Below are 18,653 nucleotides of genomic sequence, written 5' to 3' on the forward strand. Positions count from 1 at the left end.
TAACGACTTATGCCAACCTTGCACTAGTCGCACAGGAAACAGGGAGGCCCCCTCCCCCGCCTACTTGACCAGCAACTCGCCCTGCAGCGGCGTGACGACGGATTTGGGCATGCTGACGATAAAGCTGCTGCCCTTGTCGGCCACCGACTGGATGGCCAGGGTGCCGCCGTGGCGCAGCAGCACGTGCTTGACGATGGCCAGGCCCAGGCCCGTGCCTTGCGTTTCGCGCGAGCGGCTCTTGTCGACGCGGTAGAAACGTTCCGTCAGGCGCGAAATATGCTCCTGGCTGATGCCGATGCCCGTGTCTTGCGCGATGAATTGCGGTCCGGCCGGGCCATCCTGCCAGCGCAGGGTGATGGTGCCGCCGGCCGGCGTGTAGCGCACGGCGTTCGAGGCCAGGTTGCCGAAGGCGCTGTACAGTTCATCGTAGCTGCCCAGCACGTCGGGGCCATCGCATTCCATGGTCACGTCATGCTTGCCGGCCGACAAGCCCTTGGCGTCGCGCAAGACTTGCTGCATGAGCTTTTTGATGTCCACGGGTTCGGGGCGCAGCGGATAATCGACCGATTCCAGGCGCGACAGGGTCAGCATGTCCTCGATCAGATGCTGCATGCGGTGGCCCTGCTCCGTCATCAGCTTGAGGTGGGCGGCGCGCGTGGCGGCGTCCAGGTCCAGCTCGGCGGAAGCGATTTCCGGGAAGCCCACGATGACCGTCAGCGGCGTGCGCAATTCGTGCGAGGCGTTGGCGATGAAGTCGCGGCGCATCATTTCGATGCGTTCCGTCTCCGTCACGTCGTGCGTGACGAGGATCTGGCGGCGGTTCTCGAACGGGATGATCTGCACGATCAGCTTGCGGTTGCGGAAAGTGATCGTCAGCGGCTGGTCGTAGCGGCCCAGGATGATGTAATCCATGAACTCGGGGCTGCGGATCAGGTTGGTCACGCGCATGCCCTTGTCGCGCTCGTGCGTGAGGCCCAGGTGTTTCTCAGCGGCAGGATTGCACCATTCAAGGAAGAGCACGTCGTCCATGATGACGACGCCGTCGGGCAACAGATGCATGGCCTGGCGGAATCGCGCCAGCCATTCCGTCAGCTCGGCCTGGTTTTTCTCGTCGTCGCGGCGCATGCGGTACAGGCGCGCGAAGATGCTGGTCCAGGCGCCCCAGCCGTCGGGCAGCTTGGCGCTTTGCGGATTGTCCAGCCAGTTACTCAGCTGGAACAGATACGACAGCTGCACGAACACCATCATGGCCATCAGCACGAAGGCGATGCCCAGCGCATACGTGGCGCCAAACAGATACCAGACGACGGCCACGCCCAGCAGCGCCAGCACCATGCGCAAGGCGGCCGGTACCCAGAACAGCAATTTCGGATTCATAGAGTGAGGCTTTACTTTTCAGACAACATGTAGCCGACGCTGCGCACCGTCTTGATCAGGCTTTCCGCCTCCTTCAAGGCTTTGCGCAAGCGCAATACGTGGACATCGACCGTGCGTTCCTCGATCACCACATGGTCGCCCCACACCTTGTCGAGCAGCTGGCTGCGCGAAAACACGCGCTCCGGATGGGCCAGCAGGAATTTCAGCAGCTTGTATTCGGCATGGCCGATATCGATCTTCTGTTCATCCATCATCACCGTGCAGCTGACGGGGTCCAGGGCCACGTTGCCGGCGCGCATGGGCGCCTGCGCGTGTTCCGGACTCTTGCGCCGCAACAAGGCCTTGGCGCGGGCCAGCAGCTCGCGCGGCGAGAACGGCTTGGTGACGTAATCGTCGGCCCCGCTGTTCAGGCCGGCCAGCTTGTCTTCTTCCATGCTCTTGGCGGTGAGCATGATGACGGGAATGGCGGCGAAATTGCGGTCGGCGCGGATGCGCGACAGCAGGCGCAAGCCCGTCTGGTCCGGCAGCATCCAGTCCAGCAGGATCAGATGCGGCGTGCGGTGCTGGATGAATTCCCAGGCATCAGCGACGTTTTGTACGGAACAGCAATTCCAGCCGGATTCGCGCAGCGAATAGGTCACCAGTTCAACGATGGCCGGCTCATCTTCAACAATCAATACCGTGGTTTTATCAGATGCCATAAAGCTTACTCAGGGAGCTCCTCGGAAATGGCGGGAGCAGCCACCTTGGTGTGGCGGATGTCCTTGCCTTCAACCACGTAGATCACGTATTCGGCGATGTTTTTCGCATGGTCGCCGATCCGTTCGATGGCCTTGGCCACCCACAGGGTATCGAGCGCCGCCGAAATCGTGCGCGGGTCTTCCATCATAAAGGTAATCAGGTTGCGCATGATAGACCGAAACTCATGGTCGATGATGGCATCTTGTGCAATTAATTGTAAGGCCTGCTTGCCATCGTTGCGCGCGAAGGCGTCCAGCGCGTCGTGCAGCATGTCCGTGGCCGTGTTGGCGATGCCGCGCACCATCTCGTAATGGTTGACGACGGCGTTGCCCCGCTTGTGCAGATTCTTCGCCACGCGGGCGATCTTGGTCGCCTCGTCGCCTACGCGCTCGAGGTCGGTAATCACCTTGATGGTGGCCATGATGGTGCGCAAGTCGTTGGCGGCCGGCTGGCGGCGCACGATCAGATGGCTGCAGGCGTCGTCCAGCGACACTTCCAGCTGGTTGACGACGTCGTCTTCGCGCATCACGCGGTCGGCGCGCTCGGGGTTGCCGATGCGAAAGCACGTCATCGCGTCGAGGAACTGGGTTTCAACGATGCCGCCCATCAGGAGCACTTTCGAGCGGATCGCTTCGAGTTCGTTGTCGTATTGCTTGGATGAATGTTCGCCTATCATGCCGTCTCTCCGTATTCAGTTGTCTTGTATATCGTTATTCCGGGCGGATCAGCCGAAGCGGCCCGTGATGTAATCCTGCGTTTCCTTGCGGGCCGGATTCATGAAGATCTGGTCCGTTTCGCCAAATTCCACCAGTTCGCCCAGGTACATATACGCCGTGTAGTCGGAGCAGCGCGCCGCCTGCTGCATATTGTGCGTCACGATGGCGATCGTGTAATCCTGTTTCAGTTCGCTGATCAGCTCTTCCACCTTCGAGGTCGAGATCGGGTCCAGCGCCGAGGTCGGTTCATCGAGCAGCAGCACGTCCGGTTTCACGGCCACGCCGCGCGCAATGCACAGGCGCTGCTGCTGGCCGCCCGACAGCGACAGGCCGCTCTTGGTCAGCTTGTCCTTGACTTCGCCCCACAGCGCGGCCTTCTTCAGGGCCCACTCGACGCGCTCGTCCATCTCGCCCTTCGACAGGTCTTCATACAGGCGCACGCCGAAGGCGATGTTGTCGTACACGGACATGGGGAACGGCGTGGGCTTCTGGAACACCATGCCGACCTTGGCGCGCAGCATGTTGACGTCCTGGTCGGCGTCGAGCACGTTGCGGCCGCGGTACAGGATGGAGCCTTCCGCGCGCTGGCCCGGATACAGGTCGTACATGCGGTTCAGGGTGCGCAGCAGGGTCGATTTGCCGCAACCGGACGGGCCGATGAAGGCGGTAACCTTCTTCTCGTGGATGTCCAGGTTGACGTTATGCAAGCTTTGCGTTTTGCCGTAAAAAAGTTCAGGCCCGAAATCTCGATGGTTTTTTCTTTGGTGCCAGGTCTTGGGCTGGATTCATTTGCGTATTCATATGGGTTCGCTTCGCTCGGTATCTGTTTAATTAGGGACTTTTTGGCTGAACACGGTGCGCGACAGGATATTCAGGGCCAGCACGCTGAAGGTGATCAGCAATGCGCCGCCCCAGGCCAGCGAGCGCCAGTTGTCGTACGGGCTCATCGCAAACGATGCGATGACGGACGGCAAGTTGGCCATCGGCGCATTCATGTTGAAGCTTTGGAACTGGTTATTCAGGGCAGTGAACAGCAGCGGCGCCGTTTCGCCAGCGATGCGGGCCAGGGCCAGCAGCACGCCGGTGATGACGCCCGCTTTCACGGCGCGCAAGCGCACCAGGGTGGCGACCTTCCAGCGCGGCGCGCCGAGGGCAAACGCGGCTTCCAGCAGGCTGTTCGGCACCAGGCGCAACATATTGTCCGTCGTGCGCACCACCACGGGCACGGCGATCAGGGACAGGGCGATGGCACCGGCGTAACCGGAGAAGTGTTTCACGTGGGCCACATACAGCGCATACACGAACAGGCCGATGACGATCGATGGCGCCGACAACATGATGTCCGTCACAAAACGCGTCACTTGCGCCAGCTTGTTTTCTTCGCCGTATTCAGCCAGGTAGATGCCGGCCAGGATGCCGATCGGGGTGCTGACGACGGTCGCCAGGCCCACCATCAGGGCGCTGCCGACGATGGCATTGATCAGGCCGCCGCCTTCGCTGCCGGGAGCCGGCGTCGTTTGCGTGAACAGATCGACGGACAGCGCGCCGAAACCCTTGATCACCAGGGTGAACAAAATCCACACGAGCACGGCCAGGCCCAGGGCCATGGCGGCCACCGACAGGGCGATGCCGACGCGGTGCATCAGCAGGCGCTTGCGGTAGACGGGGTTCATGGCCGGCTTGGCCGGAACGTCGTGGGTGCTAACTTGGCTGAGCTGGCTCATTTCGTGCCTTCCTTGCGGGACATGCCAGCCAGCATCAGCTTGGCGGCGGATAAGACGATAAAGGTGATGACAAACAGGATCAGGGCCAGCGAGAACAGCGACGATACGTGCAGCGCCGATTGCGCTTCGCCGAATTCGTTCGCCAGCAGCGAGGTGATGCTGTTACCGGCGGCAAACAGCGACCACGACAGTTTATTCGCGTTGCCGATGACGAAGGTGACGGCCATGGTCTCGCCCAGCGCGCGGCCCAGACCCAGCATGACGCCGCCGACGACGCCGGTCTTGGTGTATGGCAAGACGATCTTGCGCACCACTTCCCAGCGCGTGCAGCCGAGGCCGTATGCGGATTCCTTCAGCACGGCAGGGACGATTTCGAACACGTCGCGCATCACGGAAGCGATGAAGGGGATGATCATGATGGCCAGCACCAGGCCGGCCGTCAGCAAGCCGATGCCCATCATGGGGCCGCTGAACAGCTGGCCGATGACGGGCACGTTGCCCAGCGTGGCTTTCAGGATAGGCTGGACGTGGTCGGCGAACAGGGGCGCGAAGACGAACAGGCCCCAGATGCCGTAGATGATCGATGGCACGCCGGCCAGCAGTTCGACGGCCGTGCCCAGCGGGCGGCGCAGCCAGGCCGGGCAGATTTCCGTGAGGAACAAGGCGATGCCGAAGCTGACGGGAAAGGCGATCAGCAAGGCGATGACGGACGTCACCAGGGTGCCGATGATGGGGATCAGGGCGCCGTACTGGTCATTGACGGGATCCCATTCCGCGGACACGATGAAATGCAGGCCGAAGGTCTTGAAGGCCGGTATCGATTCCATGATCAGCGAAATGATGATGCCCACCAGGACGATCAGCACCGACAGGGCGAACAGCATCGTCACCTTGTGGAACATGAAATCCTGAAAGCGCTGCTTGCGCATGGTGGAAAGCATTTGCGCGTGACTGATGGAATCGGTCATGGTGCCGCCTGGCATGGGGATCGTGGAGGAGGTAGATTGTGCGCTCATATTGTGCCAGATGTGGGTGGTACTGCCGGTACTACTGTTTTAATACGCCTGTCAAAACCTACTGCGCGTCGGGATTTACGGCCTGCGATGCTCACTGTACCTTCGTACAGTTGCGCTTCTCGACCGCAACTCCCTTCCGCTCGCTACGGTTTTGTCAGGCGTCGTTGCTTTTATTCTTTCAGCTACTTTTATTCTTTTAGCCAGGACCGTCTGCAAGGGCTTGCGGGCGGTCCTGGCTAACTCCCTGCCCCGCCATACTGCCGGCGGGGCAAGGATGAATGACTCAGGCTATGCGATTAGTAGATCGACTTGCCCGATGCATCTTTCAGGTTGGCTTTCCACGATTCCTGCACCAGTTTCACGACCGATGCCGGCATCGGCACGTAGTCCAGTTCGACAGCGGCAGGGCCGCCGTTCTTGTAGGCCCAGTCGAAGAATTTCAGGACTTCCTTGGCCTTGGCTGCGTCAGCCTGGACTTTGTGCATCAGGATGAACGACACGCCGGTGATAGGCCAGCTGTTCTTGCCAGCCTGGTCGGTCAGGACCACGCCGAAGCCTGGGGTTTGCGTCCAGGGTGCCGAAGCGGCTGCTGCCTTGAAGTTTTCGTCGTCAGGCTGCAGGAAGTTGCCGTCCTTGTTTTGCAGCTGGGTGTGCGACATCTTGTTCTTCTTGGCGTAAGCCCACTCGACGTAGCCGATCGAACCCTTGATACGCTGTACGTTGGCGGCGACGCCTTCGTTACCCTTGCCGCCCACGCCGACGGCCCATTTCACAGCCGAACCGGCGCCGATCTTCGATTTGAATTCCGGATTGGTTTTCGACAGGAAGTCGGTGAACAGGAAGGACGTGCCCGAACCGTCGGCGCGGTGCACTACGGTGATTTCCGTGTCCGGCAGCTTGACGCCACTGTTCAAGGCGGCGATTTCAGGCGCGCTCCACTTGGTGATCTTGCCCAGGTAGATGTCGCCCACGACCTTGCCCGTCATCTTCAGCTGGCCTGGGGTCACGCCATCCAGGTTGACGATGGTGACCACGCCGCCCATGATGGCCGGGAACTGCATCAGGCCCGCTTCTTCCAGCTCTTCCGCCTTCAAAGGCATGTCAGAAGCGCCGAATTCAACAGTCTTGGCCTTGATTTGCTTGATGCCGGCGCCGGAACCGACGGACTGATAGTTCAGGCCGTTGCCCGTGTTGGCTTTGTACGTCTCAGCCCATTTGGCGTAGATCGGGTACGGGAAGGTTGCACCAGCACCTGTCATATCTGCCGCCATGACGGAAGCGGAAGAAAATGCCATCGCTGCCGAAGCACCCACGACGATAAATTTGAACATTTGCTTCATTTGCATATCAAGTCCTCAGGGTTGTTAGGGCTCAAAGTCCCGGTTGAATGCTGCGCAGTCTAGCAAGCGAATATGACAGCTTTATGACATGGGTAAAAAATCCTGAAATAATTGGCTACGCCCGGGGAATCGCCCTTTTTGGCACAAAAAATGACAGGACGGGCGACGCTTTATGACAGCTTATGTCACGCTTACGTCATATTTCATGATTACACTCACAACGCGTCATATGCGATGAAATACGGATGAAATACGGCTAGAATTAACTATCTGCAAAGACAAAAGAATATGAAACCTGAACTGCACATGGAAGTGACCAAATCGGGCATCCTGCTTGACCGCGAACTGTCGCAACTGACTTTCAACCGGCGCGTGATGGCCCAGGCGGAAGACCCGAACATTCCGCTGCTCGAGCGCCTGCGCTACCTGTGCATCGTCAGCAGCAACATGGATGAGTTCTTCGAAGTGCGCGTGGCCAGCCTGCTGGCGGCCGGCAGCATCGGCGGTTCGCTGGCCGGCCACCCCGCCCTGGCGGCCAACCTGGAGCGCATCGGCAAGGAATGCCATGCGCTGGTGGAACGCCAGTACGAGATATTAAATAGCGAAGTCTTGCCGGCCCTGCGCGAGGCGGGCGTGCACTTGCTGCGCGACAACGACCGCAACGATGCGCAGCGCGCCTGGGTCAAGCAGTATTTCGACCGCGAAGTGCGCCCCCTGCTGACCCCTATCGGCCTGGACCCGGCCCACCCGTTCCCGCAAGTGGTGAATAAAAGCCTCAATTTCATCGTCTCGCTGAGCGGCAAGGATGCGTTCGGGCGCGGCACGGCGATCGCCATCGTCAAGGCGCCCCGTGTCTTGCCGCGCGTCATCAAGCTGCCGGACGACATTTCCGGCGATGGCGTGTCCTTCTGTTTATTGTCGTCCGTGATCCATGCGCATATCTCGGATTTGTTCGCCGGGCGCGAAGTGATTGCCTATTCGCAATTTCGCGTCACGCGCGACAGCGACCTGTGGGTCGATGAGGATGAAGTCAAGAATCTGCGCCAGGCGTTAAAAGGCGAACTCGTGGGGCGCCAGTTCGGCACCTCCGTGCGCCTGGAAGTGGCGCGCAATTGCCCGCCGGAATTGTCGCAGTTCCTGCTCGACCAGTTCAATCTGGATCAAAGCCGGCTCTACCGCGTCAACGGCCCCGTGAACCTGGTGCGCCTGTCGGAAATGATCGACCACGTCAAGCAGCCCGAGCTGCGCTTCCCGCCGTTCTTCCCGGGCCTGGCCCATAAAGCCATCGGCAACGACATCTTTGCCGCGCTCAACAAGCACGACATCCTGCTGCACCACCCCTACCAGTCGTTCCAGACGGTGATCGACTTCATCCGCAGCGCCGCCTACGACCCGTCCGTCGTCGCCATCAAGCAGACGATCTACCGCACGGGCATGAACTCGGACCTGATGGAATCCTTGATCACGGCGGCGAAGATGGGCAAGGAAGTGACGGTCATCGTGGAATTGATGGCGCGTTTCGACGAGGAAGCCAATATCAACTGGGCCGACAAGCTGGAACAGGCGGGCGCACAGGTCGTGTACGGCGTGGTGGGCCTGAAAACCCACGCCAAGGTGGCCCTCGTCATCCGCCGCGAAGAAGGCGCGCTGCGCTTCTATGCCCACTTAGGCACCGGCAACTATCACCCCACGACCACCAAGCTGTACACGGATTTCGGCTTGCTGACGGCGAACCAGGACCTGGCCGTGGAAGTCAATGAGGTGTTCATTCATCTCACCAGCCTGACCAAGCCGCACAACCTGAACCACTTGTGGCTGGCGCCGTTCGGCCTGCAAAGCGAGATCATCAAGGCCATCCGCAACGAGGCGAAGATCGCCCGTTCGGGCCGGCGCGGACGCATCATCGTGAAAGTCAATGCGCTGGTCGACGAATCCGTGATCCGCGCCCTGTATGCGGCCTCGACCGATGGCGTGAAGATCGACCTGATCGTGCGCGGCGCCTGCACCCTGAAGCCGGGCGTGCCGGGCTTGTCGGAAAACATCAAGGTACGGTCCGTGATCGGCCGCTTCCTCGAGCACAGCCGCATTTACTACTTCCGCAACGACCTGGCGCACGATGTCTACCTGGCCAGCGCCGACTGGATGAGCCGCAACCTGTTCCGCAGGGTGGAAGTGGCCTTCCCCGTGCTGGACCGGGCGCTGAAACGGCGCGTGATCGCCGAGGGCCTGAATCCGTATTTGAAGGATAATACCAATGCATGGGAACTGGAGCCGACGGGCCACTACGCGCGCCGCAAGCCGCGCGGCAAACAGACGCCGTTCAGCGCCCAGCAATATTTGATGCACACACTGGGCACGCCGGGCGCGGAGGTCGGCGAATAGGCAACTCTATACACAGGAGTACAGCATGGATCTCATCTTGTGGCGACACGCAGAAGCCGAGCCGGGCGTCCCCGACCTCGAACGCGCCCTGACCGTCAAAGGCCAGAAACAGGCGCGCCGCATGGGGGAATGGCTGGCCTCGCAATTACCGGAAAATTGCCGCATCCTCGTCAGCCCCGCCCTGCGCACCCTGCAAACGGCGGAAGCGCTGGGGCGCAAGTTCAAGCTGATGCCGGAACTGGCGCCGGGTGCCGAGGCGGAAGACATCCTGAAGGCGGCCAACTGGCCAGGCGGCAAGGAAACCGTGCTCATCGTCGGCCACCAGCCCACCCTGGGCCAGGCGGCGGCCCTGCTGCTGACGGGCGAAGAGCAGGAATGGGAAATGCGCAAGGCCAGCGCGTGGTGGTTCTCGCAGCGCGAGCCAGGCGACCCCGTCAGTGTCTATCTGAAGGCCGTGATGGCGCATGACTTGGTGGTGAAATAGTAAAACAGGGAAATGCGCAAGGCCAGCGCAGGATGGACAGGTTCTCCCAGCGCGAGCCCGGCGACCCCGTCAGTGTCTATTTGAAGGCCGTGATGGCGCATGACTTGGTGGTGAAATAGTAAAACAGGGAAATGCGCAAGGCCAGCGCAGGATGGACAGGTTCTCCCAGCGCGAGCCTGGCGACCCCGTCAGTGTCTATCTGAAGGCCGTGATGGCGCATGACTTGGTGGTGAAATAGTAAAACAGGGAAATGCGCAAGGCCAGCGCAGGATGGACAGGTTCTCCCAGCGCGAGCCTGGCGACCCCGTCAGTGTCTATTTGAAGGCCGTGATGGCGCATGACTTGGTGGTGAAATGAGGGTGGTGAAATAGGGGGACTGAAGCAGAAAATGCGCAAAAAGTGCGCTGGGACAAATACTGGCAGGAATTGCAACTCAGCAGCCTTGTAAAGCGCTGCCGATCTGCTAGAGTTTAATTGCATCAACTACGTGCTGGAGCGCTGCTCCGGCACATTGAGCAACCCAGCGGACAGCCGTCCAACGGCGGCTGAAAGACCATGTTAACCTTCCTCGTTTTTCTCTTCATCGCCATCTTCGCCGCCATCATCGGCTTCGTCGCCTTTGAACTGGTCGAAGAAATGCGCGGCAGTCACCATAAGCTGATGGACCGCTACCACGAGTAGTGTTCACCTCGGCAATATCGCATGGCGCCAGCGACGGCCTACAGGCCCGTCCCTCGCGCCATCCTTGTATTTACGCTCCAGCCTCAAACTCCCGTTTTGAACTTCGTATAGATGCGCGTCATCAGGCGGCGGATATCGGCCGTGGTCGCTTCCGGCGCGGCCATGCGCTGCTTGTCCGCGTCCGGCAGGAAGATGGCCTTGTTCTCGCCGATGTCCTTGCGTACATACTTGATGCTGGCCAGGTTAGGATTCGCGTAGAACACCTTGTTGCTCAGGCTGGCATGCACTTGCGGACGCAGGATGTAGTTGATGAACAGGTGCGCATTGTTCGGGTGCGGCGCGTCGGCGGGAATGGCCATGGTGTCGAACATCAGGGCGGCCGTCTTCGGCACCAGCACCTGGATCACGTTGCCGTTCTTCGCGTCGATGGCGCGCTGGCGCGCGATATTGATGTCGCCCGACCAGCCCAGCGCCACGCAGACGGAGCCGTTGGCCATGTCATTGATGTAGCCGGACGAGCTGAACAGCGTTACGTAGGGGCGGATCGCCTGCAGCACCTTGCCCGCTTCCTGGTAGTCGGCGGCCGTTTTCGAGTAGGCGGGCTTGCCCAGATATTGCAGGGCGGCCGGCAGCACTTCCGACGGCGAATCGAGGAAGGACACGCCGCACGATTTCAGCTTGGCCGCGTATTTCGGGTCGAAGATCAAATCCCAGGCGTTGTCAGGCATGGGCATGCCGCCCAGCGCGGCCTTGACCTTGTTGACGTTGATGCCCACCGTCGTGTAGCCCCACAGCCAGTCGACCAGGTAATCGTTGTTCGGGTCGATCTTCGACAGCTTCGCCTGCAGGTTCGGGTCCAGGTTGCCCAGGTTCGTCAGCTTGCTCTTGTCGAGCTTGCGCAGCAGGCCCGCATCGATCTGCAGCCGCGCCCACTGGGCCGTCGGCACGACGATGTCGTAGCCGGACTTGCCCGCCACCAGTTTCGCATTGAGGATTTCGTTATTGTCGAAAACGTCGTAGCGCACCTTGATGCCCGTTTCCTTCTCAAAATTCTTGATCGTATCGTCGCCGATATAGTCCGACCAGTTATAGATGTTCAGGACCTTCTCTTCCTGCGCCTGAGCTTGGGCAGACAATGCCAGCATGGCCGCCGCCAAGGTCAGTCCCAGTCCAATGCGCCGTCCTGCTCGCCATGTGTTTGCCATCGTACCGCCTCCGGAATTAGTCAGAAAATAGTGACGATGATAGCAAGAAGGGCGCGATCAGGTCTAGCCCGATCGCGCCCTGCCTGAGGACGTCTAACAAAACCTGCTAAGCGTCGCGCTTTGCGGCCTGCGATGCTCACCGTACTAGAGTACGGTTGCGCTTCTCTGCCACAAATCACTGCCGCTCGCTACGGTTTTGTTAGACGTCGCAAATCGTCGCAAATCTTTCTCACTGCAAATGCCGTAAAACTGGGGTCAGACCCGATGGGGGAAGCTGCCCCAATGGGGTAGCTTCCAATCCCGCAGGGACTGACCAGCCAGCATTACACCTTGTCCAGCCCCACCTGCGCACCCGTAAACACCAGGTTGCCGTTCTGGGCGTCGATGCGGATCTCGTCTTTCGGGCCGAAGCGGCCTTCCAGGATCAGCTTCGACAGCGGATTTTCGATCTGCTGCTGGATCGCCCGCTTCAACGGACGGGCGCCATACACCGGGTCGTAGCCCGCTTCGGCGATTTGCTGCAGGGCCGCGTCCGTCAGGCTCAGCTGCATGTCCATGCGTTCCAGGCGTTCTTCGAGAATCTTCAGCTGGATCTTCGCGATCGCGCCGATGTTTTTCTCGTCGAGGCCGTGGAACACGACGATTTCGTCGATGCGGTTGACGAACTCGGGACGGAAGTGCGAGCGTACCTCGGCCATCACGGCCAGCTTCACGACACCGGGATCATCGCTTTCCATCGCCTGGATCTTGTGCGAACCCAGGTTCGAGGTCATGATGATGACGGTATTCTTGAAGTCCACCGTGCGGCCCTGGCCGTCCGTCATGCGTCCGTCGTCGAGCACTTGCAGCAGCACGTTGAAGACGTCGGCATGCGCCTTTTCCACTTCATCGAGCAGTATCACGCTGTACGGCTTGCGGCGCACGGCTTCCGTCAGGTAGCCGCCCTCGTCGTAGCCCACGTAGCCCGGTGGCGCGCCGATCAGACGGGCCACGGAATGCTTCTCCATGAACTCGCTCATGTCGATGCGGATCATCGATTCTTCCGTATCGAACAGGAAGGTCGCCAGCGCCTTGCTCAGCTCGGTTTTGCCCACGCCCGTCGGTCCCAGGAACATGAAGGAACCATAGGGACGGTTCGGGTCCGACAAGCCGGCGCGCGAGCGGCGGATGGCGTCGGCCACGGCCGTGATCGCTTCATCCTGGCCCACGACGCGCTCATGCAGCTTTTCTTCGATGTGCAGCAGCTTGTCGCGTTCGCCCTGCATCATGCGCGACACGGGAATGCCCGTCGCGCGCGACACCACTTCGGCGATTTCCTCGGCGCCCACTTCCGTGCGCAGCAGCTTCGGCTGGTCGGGATCGAGCTTGGGCATGCCGCTGTCGGCCTGCTTGAGCTGGGCTTCCAGCTGCGGCAGCTTGCCGTATTGCAATTCCGACACTTTCTGCCAGTTGCTTTCGCGCGTGGCCTGCTCCATCTGCAGCTTGACTTGCTCGATCTCTTCCTTGATGTGCGTGCTGCCCTGCACCACGGCTTTTTCCGCCTTCAGGATTTCCTCGAAGTCATTGTATTCGCGCTGCAGCTTGACGATTTCTTCCTCGATCAGGCCCAGGCGGCGCAACGACGCTTCGTCCTTTTCCTTCTTGACGGCTTCGCGCTCGATCTTGAGCTGGATCAACCGGCGTTCCAGCTTGTCCATCACTTCCGGCTTCGAATCGATCTCGATCTTGATCTTCGCCGCTGCCTCGTCGATCAGGTCGATCGCCTTGTCGGGCAGGAAACGGTCCGTGATGTAGCGGTGCGACAACTCGGCGGCCGCGATGATGGCCGCGTCCGTGATTTCCACCTTGTGATGCAGCGCATACTTATCCTGCAAGCCGCGCAGGATGGCGATGGTCGCTTCCACGGTCGGTTCGTCGACGAGCACTTTCTGGAAGCGGCGTTCCAGCGCGGCATCCTTCTCGATGTACTTGCGGTACTCGTCGAGCGTGGTCGCGCCCACGCAGTGCAGCTCGCCGCGCGCCAGCGCCGGTTTCAGCATATTGCCCGCGTCCATCGCGCCGTCGGCCTTGCCCGCGCCCACCATGGTGTGCATCTCGTCGATGAAGACGATGGTTTGCCCTTCATCCATGGCCAGTTCCTTCAGCACGGACTTCAGGCGCTCTTCGAACTCGCCGCGGAACTTGGCACCGGCAACCAGGGCGGCCATGTCCAGCGCCAGCACGCGCTTGCCTTTCAGGGACTCGGGCACTTCGCCATTGACGATGCGCTGCGCCAGTCCTTCGACGATGGCCGTCTTGCCCACGCCCGGCTCGCCGATCAGCACGGGGTTGTTCTTGCTGCGGCGCTGCAGGATCTGGATGGTGCGGCGGATTTCATCGTCGCGGCCGATCACAGGGTCGAGCTTGCCCTTGCGCGCCCGCTCCGTCAGGTCCAAGGTGTATTTTTTCAAGGCTTCGCGCTGGCCTTCGGCTTCCTGCGAGTCGACCTTGTTGCCGCCGCGTACGGCGTCGATGGCCGCTTCCAGCGCCTTGCGGGTCAGGCCGTTTTCGCGTGCCAGCTTGCCGCAGTCGGACTTATCGTCCGTCATGGCCAGCAAGACCATTTCGCTGGACACGAACTGGTCGCCCGCCTTTTGCGATTCCTTGTCGGCCAGGTTCAGCAGGGCCACGAATTCGCGGCTCACCTGCACGTCGCCGCCCGTGCCGGAGACCTTCGGCAAGCGTTCGATCGAAGCGCCCAGGGCCTTGGACAGGCCGCCCACGTTGACGCCGGCCCGCTGCAACAGCGAGCGGGCGCCGCCGTCGTCCTGGTTCAACAGGGCCGTCAGCAGGTGGACTGGTTCGATATAGGGGTTGTCGTTGCCCACGGCCAAGCTTTGCGCATCGGCCAGGGCTTCTTGTAGCTTGGTAGTCAGTTTATCTTGTCGCATGAAAAGCGCTCCCGGTTAATTAGTTGTTAACCAAATTGGGGTGAGGCAGTGCTTTTCAAGCATACACAAAGCAGAAAACTGATGCATTTTGGCAAATGCTACGGTGCGGGTCGCGTTCGCTTCAAATGGCGCTTGCTTTTACGGCCCACTTGTCCAGGGCCGTCTCGTCGCTGTCGCGCGCATCGACCCAGCGCGCCCCTTCGGGCGTGTCTTCCTTCTTCCAGAACGGCGCTTCCGTCTTCAGGTAATCGATGATGAATTCGCAGGCGGCGAACGCCTCGCCCCGGTGCGCGGACGAGACTGCCACCAGCACGATCTGCTCCTGCGGCAGCAAGGGCCCCACGCGGTGGATCACCACCGCGCCGGACAGGGCCAGCGCTCCCGCGCCTGCTCGATGATGGCTACAATGGACTTTTCCGTCATGCCCGGATAGTGCTCGAGCTCCATCGCGGCCACGTCCAGCCCTTCGTTCATGTCGCGCACCGTGCCGACGAAGCCGACGACGGCGCCCACCTTGGGGTTGCCTGCACGCAATTGTGCGATTTCTTGACTCAAGTCAAAATCGGCGTGCTGGATGCGGACGGAAGTGTTCATTTCGCATGGCCTCCGATGCGGCGCAGCAGGGTTTCGATGCGGCTGGCCGTGCGCGCATCGGTGGCGGCAGCAATCGCGCACAGCTGCATCAGCTGCGACACTTGCGTAAGCGGCTTCTGGCCCGATTTGAGCGACGATTGCAGCACTTCCACCTGCATCTTCAGACGGTCGCGGGCAAATTCGGCGCCGCTGTCGACGCCGGCGACGATTTCCAGGCGCAACACTTCAGCGAGCAAGCGCTCCTGGTTGGCCTGCAACTGCCGCACGTAGGCGGCAGCGCCCTCGCCCAGCGCGGCCTGGGCGGCGGCAAAGCGCTGCTGCAGGCTGCGTTCGTACTGGGCGTCCAGCGGCGGCAAGGCGCTCCAGCGCTCGGACCAGGCTTGCGCGTCGGCGCCGGCACCGCCATCGGCCAGTGCGGCTTCCAGCGCCTGCACCAGGCGCAGCTTGTCGCGCAAGGCGTTGGCCTGGGCCGCGCCGGCGCGTTCGGCGATGGCGTCCGCCTGCGCTTGCACGCCAGCAACAGCCGCCTGGTAGCGCTGTTCGATCTTCGCTTCGCTGGCGCGCGGCACGGGGCCGGTGACGTTCCAGGCGGCGCGCGTGTCGCGCAGCAAGTGGTTGATGAAGGCCGTACGGGCCTTGTCGTCGCCCTCGGGCACGACGGCCGTTTCCAGCGCGGCGCACAGCGCTTCGCGCGCATGCAGGTGTTCGCGGCGCTCGTGGTCGGCCGCGTGGGCCGTTTCCTTGCGCTTGGCGAAGATATCGTCGCAGGCGGCGCGGAAACGCTGCCACAGCGCCTGTTCCGCGCGGCGTTCCAGCGGCAGGGCCTTCGCCAGCTCCTGCCATTTATCCTGCAAGGCTTTCAGCATGTCGACCGTGTTGCGCTCCGATGGCTTGAGCAGGCCCACTTCGACGATCAATTGCTCGCGGCGCGCCGTCTCGATCTGGCGCTGCGTATCGAGCGGCTTCGACAGGGCGTCCAGCGCGGCGCCGAATTCCGTATCCAGGCGTTTCTTTTCCTTGCGGTCAATGGTGCCCAGGCGCGTCCACGCCTGGCGCAAGCGCTGCGAGGCGGAAGCGACATGTTTCCAGTCGGTACTCTCTTCGGCCGCCAGGGCCGCCGTTTCCGCGATCAGTTCCTGGGCCTTGGCCGCATTGCCGTGGCGCTCTTCGGCCAGTTGCTTGAAATGCTGGGCCGCCGGCGCGTACGCCACGCTGCAGGCGGCGTCGAAACGCTCCCACAGGGACTTCGGCGCGGGGCCGGACAAGGTGTCGAGCGACTTCCAGCGCTCGCGCAGGCTGCCCACTTTCTTGGCCAGCTCGGCCATTGGCAATTGCTGCGCCGGCAATTCTTCGCCCGCCTTGACCAGTTCCTCGCGCGACACGTTGCCGCCCCAGCGCGCCCAGTCGGCCAATTGCTTGAATTGCGCGCGCACATGGGCCAGGCGGTCGGACTGGGCCGGCGTCAAGCGGCCATGCTTGCTATCGCGCAAGGTCTTGTCATGCTCGGACGCCACGTGCAGCAAGCCTTCCTGCAAGGCCGCTTCCATGGCATCGAGGGTCTTGAAGAACTGCTCCGTCGCTTCCTTCGACACGGGCGCGTGTTCCTGGCGCGGCTTGCGCGGCGCCGGTTCCGCATGCGCTGGCGCATCCACATCTGCAGCAGGAACGACAGGCGCTGGGGCACTGGCCAGCAGGGCCGCAAATTGCTGCTGCAGGCTGTCGGACAAACTCGATTCTGGCAGGCGCGGCAAGGCTTGCCACGTGCGTTTCAACACATCGGCGTCCAGGGTGGCGGCGTCCTGTGCCTGCCATTCGGCCAGCGCAGCCTGGCGCGCGTCAAACACGGCCTGGTGCTGCTGCAGCGCCTGCAAGGCGGACTGCGCCTGTTCGCGCGCCTGGATGAAATCGCTCTCCAGGTGTTTCGGCAAGGAAGCGCGCTCGGGCGATTGCGCATGCTGCGCATGTTCCGCGTCCAGGCGGGCCAGCGCCTGCGCCAAGTCGCTGGCGGACTGGCCATTGCTGGCCAGCGCGCGCATGGCACCCACGGCATCGATTACGGCGCGCTGCAGCACCACCTGCGCTTCCAGGCGGGCGGCCAGCGCGGCGCGCGCGGCGGCAAAGGCGCTCTCCAGTTCGGGCGTGGCCTTGATGACTTGCCATTGGCGGTCCAGCTCGGCTACCTGGTTCGGGCTCAGCTTTTCATCGCTCAACAGGCGCTGGGCCGTCTCGATGCTGGCCTGCGCGCGTTGCGTCTCGGCGGCCTGATGACGGATCAGGTCGATGCGGCCCTGCATCAGCTTGGCAACGCGGCGGTCCGTATTGCGCATGGCGTGGTGGACTTTTTCCAGCAGGGGCAAGCTATGGACGTGTTCGGCCGCGATCAGGCGGGCATCGGCAAATTCGCTGGACAGGATGAATTCACAGGCGGCGGCTTCGTCGCCCGCCACGGCATGGGCACGCGCAACCTGTTCGGCGCGGCGCGATGCGCTCTGCGCCGAGGCGGCGGCCTGTTCTGCCACGACAGGATCGGGGACGGCAGTCTTGCTGGCAGAACGCTTGAAGAGAAATTCGAACATGACGGGTTTCGCGTGGATCAAAACCACCATCATAACAAAGCCCGGGGTATTGCATCGGACAGGGCTGAACAAGTTATCAAATGACTAAAATGAATCTTTTCCCTATGACGGCGCCATGTGCCCGGCAATAAAACCACCCTGGCACAGGCGGGCCTGCCGGGGTGTGCGCTCGCTACCCGTTCAAGCCTGCGCGCGCAGCGGCGGTGACGGTGCGCGCTGCGCCGCTGCGCCGCCGGCCTCGGCGTTTTCCCCGTCGGTGGCAGGCGCGCCCGGCGTCGGCAAGGATGTCGGCAAAGGCGCCGGCAAGACAAAGGGCAGCACCTGCGCCTTGCCGCGGCGCGCCTCCTGCGCGCGCGCATCGTAGGCGAGGAACTGGTAGGCGATGGCAAACCACGCTTCGCCCACGATGACCTTGCGCGCCAGCGCGAACAGTTCGCGCTCTTCTTTTTCCAGACGCTGCAGCAAGGCCGCGCAAAAGGCGTCGATGGCCGCACACAGCTGCCCGGCCTGCAATTCGGAATGGTCGATGGCGGCGCCCGCGCCCTGCTGCACCATATTGATGCTTTCCAGCGCCACGTGGTTCAAGCCATTGATTTCGTCGAGCAAGCCGTCCGCATGCGGCGCGGCCTGGCGGATGGCGGGCACCAGATACATTTCCACCTTGCGCCAGTAGCCGCCCTGGTACAGCCGGTTCAGCCAGTCGCCCGCGTACTGCAGCTGCGCCAGGCTGAGCCTGCTCTGCTGGCGCAACTGCACATGCATATACTTCTGAAAGGCCAGCAGGCTGATGCGGATGCTGGCCTGTTCCACCGACAGGGAAACCAATATGTATGTTGCCGTAAGCATGCACTCACTCCCGAAAACGCGCTGGATGTCTGATCCTGGAA

Annotated in this window: 13 protein-coding genes and 2 pseudogenes; 3 read left to right on the top strand and 12 right to left on the bottom strand. The window is 61.8% G+C overall.

The window, feature by feature from the left end; translation table 11 throughout:
- Positions 1-60: 60 nt before the first annotated feature.
- From phoR to pstS, 7 genes and pseudogenes are all read right to left on the bottom strand, one after another.
- Positions 61-1,377, bottom strand: a complete 1,317-nt coding sequence (gene phoR / locus ACRHIG_RS23635; RefSeq protein ID WP_489628109.1) for a phosphate regulon sensor histidine kinase PhoR — start codon at positions 1,375-1,377, stop codon at positions 61-63.
- An 11-nt stretch (positions 1,378-1,388) separates the two neighbouring features.
- Positions 1,389-2,078, bottom strand: coding sequence for a response regulator (locus tag ACRHIG_RS23640; protein WP_034755074.1), 690 nt, complete (start codon positions 2,076-2,078; stop codon positions 1,389-1,391).
- A gap of 5 nt (positions 2,079-2,083) precedes the next feature.
- Complete coding sequence (gene phoU / locus ACRHIG_RS23645) at positions 2,084-2,794, bottom strand: phosphate signaling complex protein PhoU (protein WP_070218051.1); 711 nt, start codon at positions 2,792-2,794, stop codon at positions 2,084-2,086.
- 48 nt (positions 2,795-2,842) lie between these two features.
- A pseudogene (gene pstB / locus ACRHIG_RS23650) lies at positions 2,843-3,585 on the bottom strand (phosphate ABC transporter ATP-binding protein PstB).
- Between the two features lie 76 nt (positions 3,586-3,661).
- Positions 3,662-4,558 carry a phosphate ABC transporter permease PstA gene (gene pstA, locus ACRHIG_RS23655; RefSeq protein WP_489628110.1) on the bottom strand — a complete coding sequence of 299 codons (897 nt, stop codon included), beginning with the start codon at positions 4,556-4,558 and terminating at the stop codon, positions 3,662-3,664.
- Positions 4,555-5,526, bottom strand: coding sequence for a phosphate ABC transporter permease subunit PstC (pstC, locus tag ACRHIG_RS23660; RefSeq protein ID WP_235194289.1), 972 nt, complete (start codon positions 5,524-5,526; stop codon positions 4,555-4,557). Before pstC ends, pstA begins: the two co-directional genes overlap by 4 nt.
- 344 nt (positions 5,527-5,870) lie before the next feature.
- On the bottom strand, positions 5,871-6,920 hold the full coding sequence (gene pstS, locus ACRHIG_RS23665) for a phosphate ABC transporter substrate-binding protein PstS (RefSeq protein ID WP_230540999.1): 1,050 nt from the start codon (positions 6,918-6,920) through the stop codon (positions 5,871-5,873).
- A 282-nt stretch (positions 6,921-7,202) separates the two neighbouring features.
- On the opposite strand from pstS, the gene ppk1 reads away from it, so the two are divergent.
- The 3 genes from ppk1 to ACRHIG_RS23680 all read left to right on the top strand — a co-directional run bounded on the left by ppk1 (position 7,203) and on the right by ACRHIG_RS23680 (position 10,461).
- Positions 7,203-9,296 carry a polyphosphate kinase 1 gene (gene ppk1, locus ACRHIG_RS23670; RefSeq protein WP_475413518.1) on the top strand — a complete coding sequence of 698 codons (2,094 nt, stop codon included), beginning with the start codon at positions 7,203-7,205 and terminating at the stop codon, positions 9,294-9,296.
- Positions 9,297-9,321: 25 nt separating this feature from the next.
- Positions 9,322-9,780, top strand: a complete 459-nt coding sequence (sixA, locus tag ACRHIG_RS23675; protein WP_070304180.1) for a phosphohistidine phosphatase SixA — start codon at positions 9,322-9,324, stop codon at positions 9,778-9,780.
- Positions 9,781-10,335: 555 nt separating this feature from the next.
- Positions 10,336-10,461, top strand: coding sequence for a hypothetical protein (locus tag ACRHIG_RS23680; RefSeq protein ID WP_255206302.1), 126 nt, complete (start codon positions 10,336-10,338; stop codon positions 10,459-10,461).
- Between the two features lie 83 nt (positions 10,462-10,544).
- Here ACRHIG_RS23680 and ACRHIG_RS23685 read toward each other — a convergent pair whose 3' ends face one another.
- The 5 genes and pseudogenes from ACRHIG_RS23685 to ACRHIG_RS23705 form a co-directional block, all read right to left on the bottom strand.
- Positions 10,545-11,666 carry a polyamine ABC transporter substrate-binding protein gene (locus ACRHIG_RS23685; RefSeq protein WP_489628111.1) on the bottom strand — a complete coding sequence of 374 codons (1,122 nt, stop codon included), beginning with the start codon at positions 11,664-11,666 and terminating at the stop codon, positions 10,545-10,547.
- 323 nt (positions 11,667-11,989) lie between these two features.
- Positions 11,990-14,596, bottom strand: coding sequence for an ATP-dependent chaperone ClpB (gene clpB, locus ACRHIG_RS23690; protein WP_475413520.1), 2,607 nt, complete (start codon positions 14,594-14,596; stop codon positions 11,990-11,992).
- 121 nt (positions 14,597-14,717) lie between these two features.
- A pseudogene (gene moaE, locus ACRHIG_RS23695) lies at positions 14,718-15,190 on the bottom strand (molybdopterin synthase catalytic subunit MoaE).
- Positions 15,187-17,799 carry a DUF349 domain-containing protein gene (locus ACRHIG_RS23700; RefSeq protein WP_489628112.1) on the bottom strand — a complete coding sequence of 871 codons (2,613 nt, stop codon included), beginning with the start codon at positions 17,797-17,799 and terminating at the stop codon, positions 15,187-15,189. Before ACRHIG_RS23700 ends, moaE begins: the two are co-directional and overlap by 4 nt.
- A 147-nt stretch (positions 17,800-17,946) precedes the next feature.
- Complete coding sequence (locus ACRHIG_RS23705) at positions 17,947-18,612, bottom strand: hypothetical protein (protein ID WP_475413523.1); 666 nt, start codon at positions 18,610-18,612, stop codon at positions 17,947-17,949.
- Positions 18,613-18,653: the final 41 nt, after the last annotated feature.

It is taken from the genome of Janthinobacterium sp. C22 (assembly GCF_057919405.1).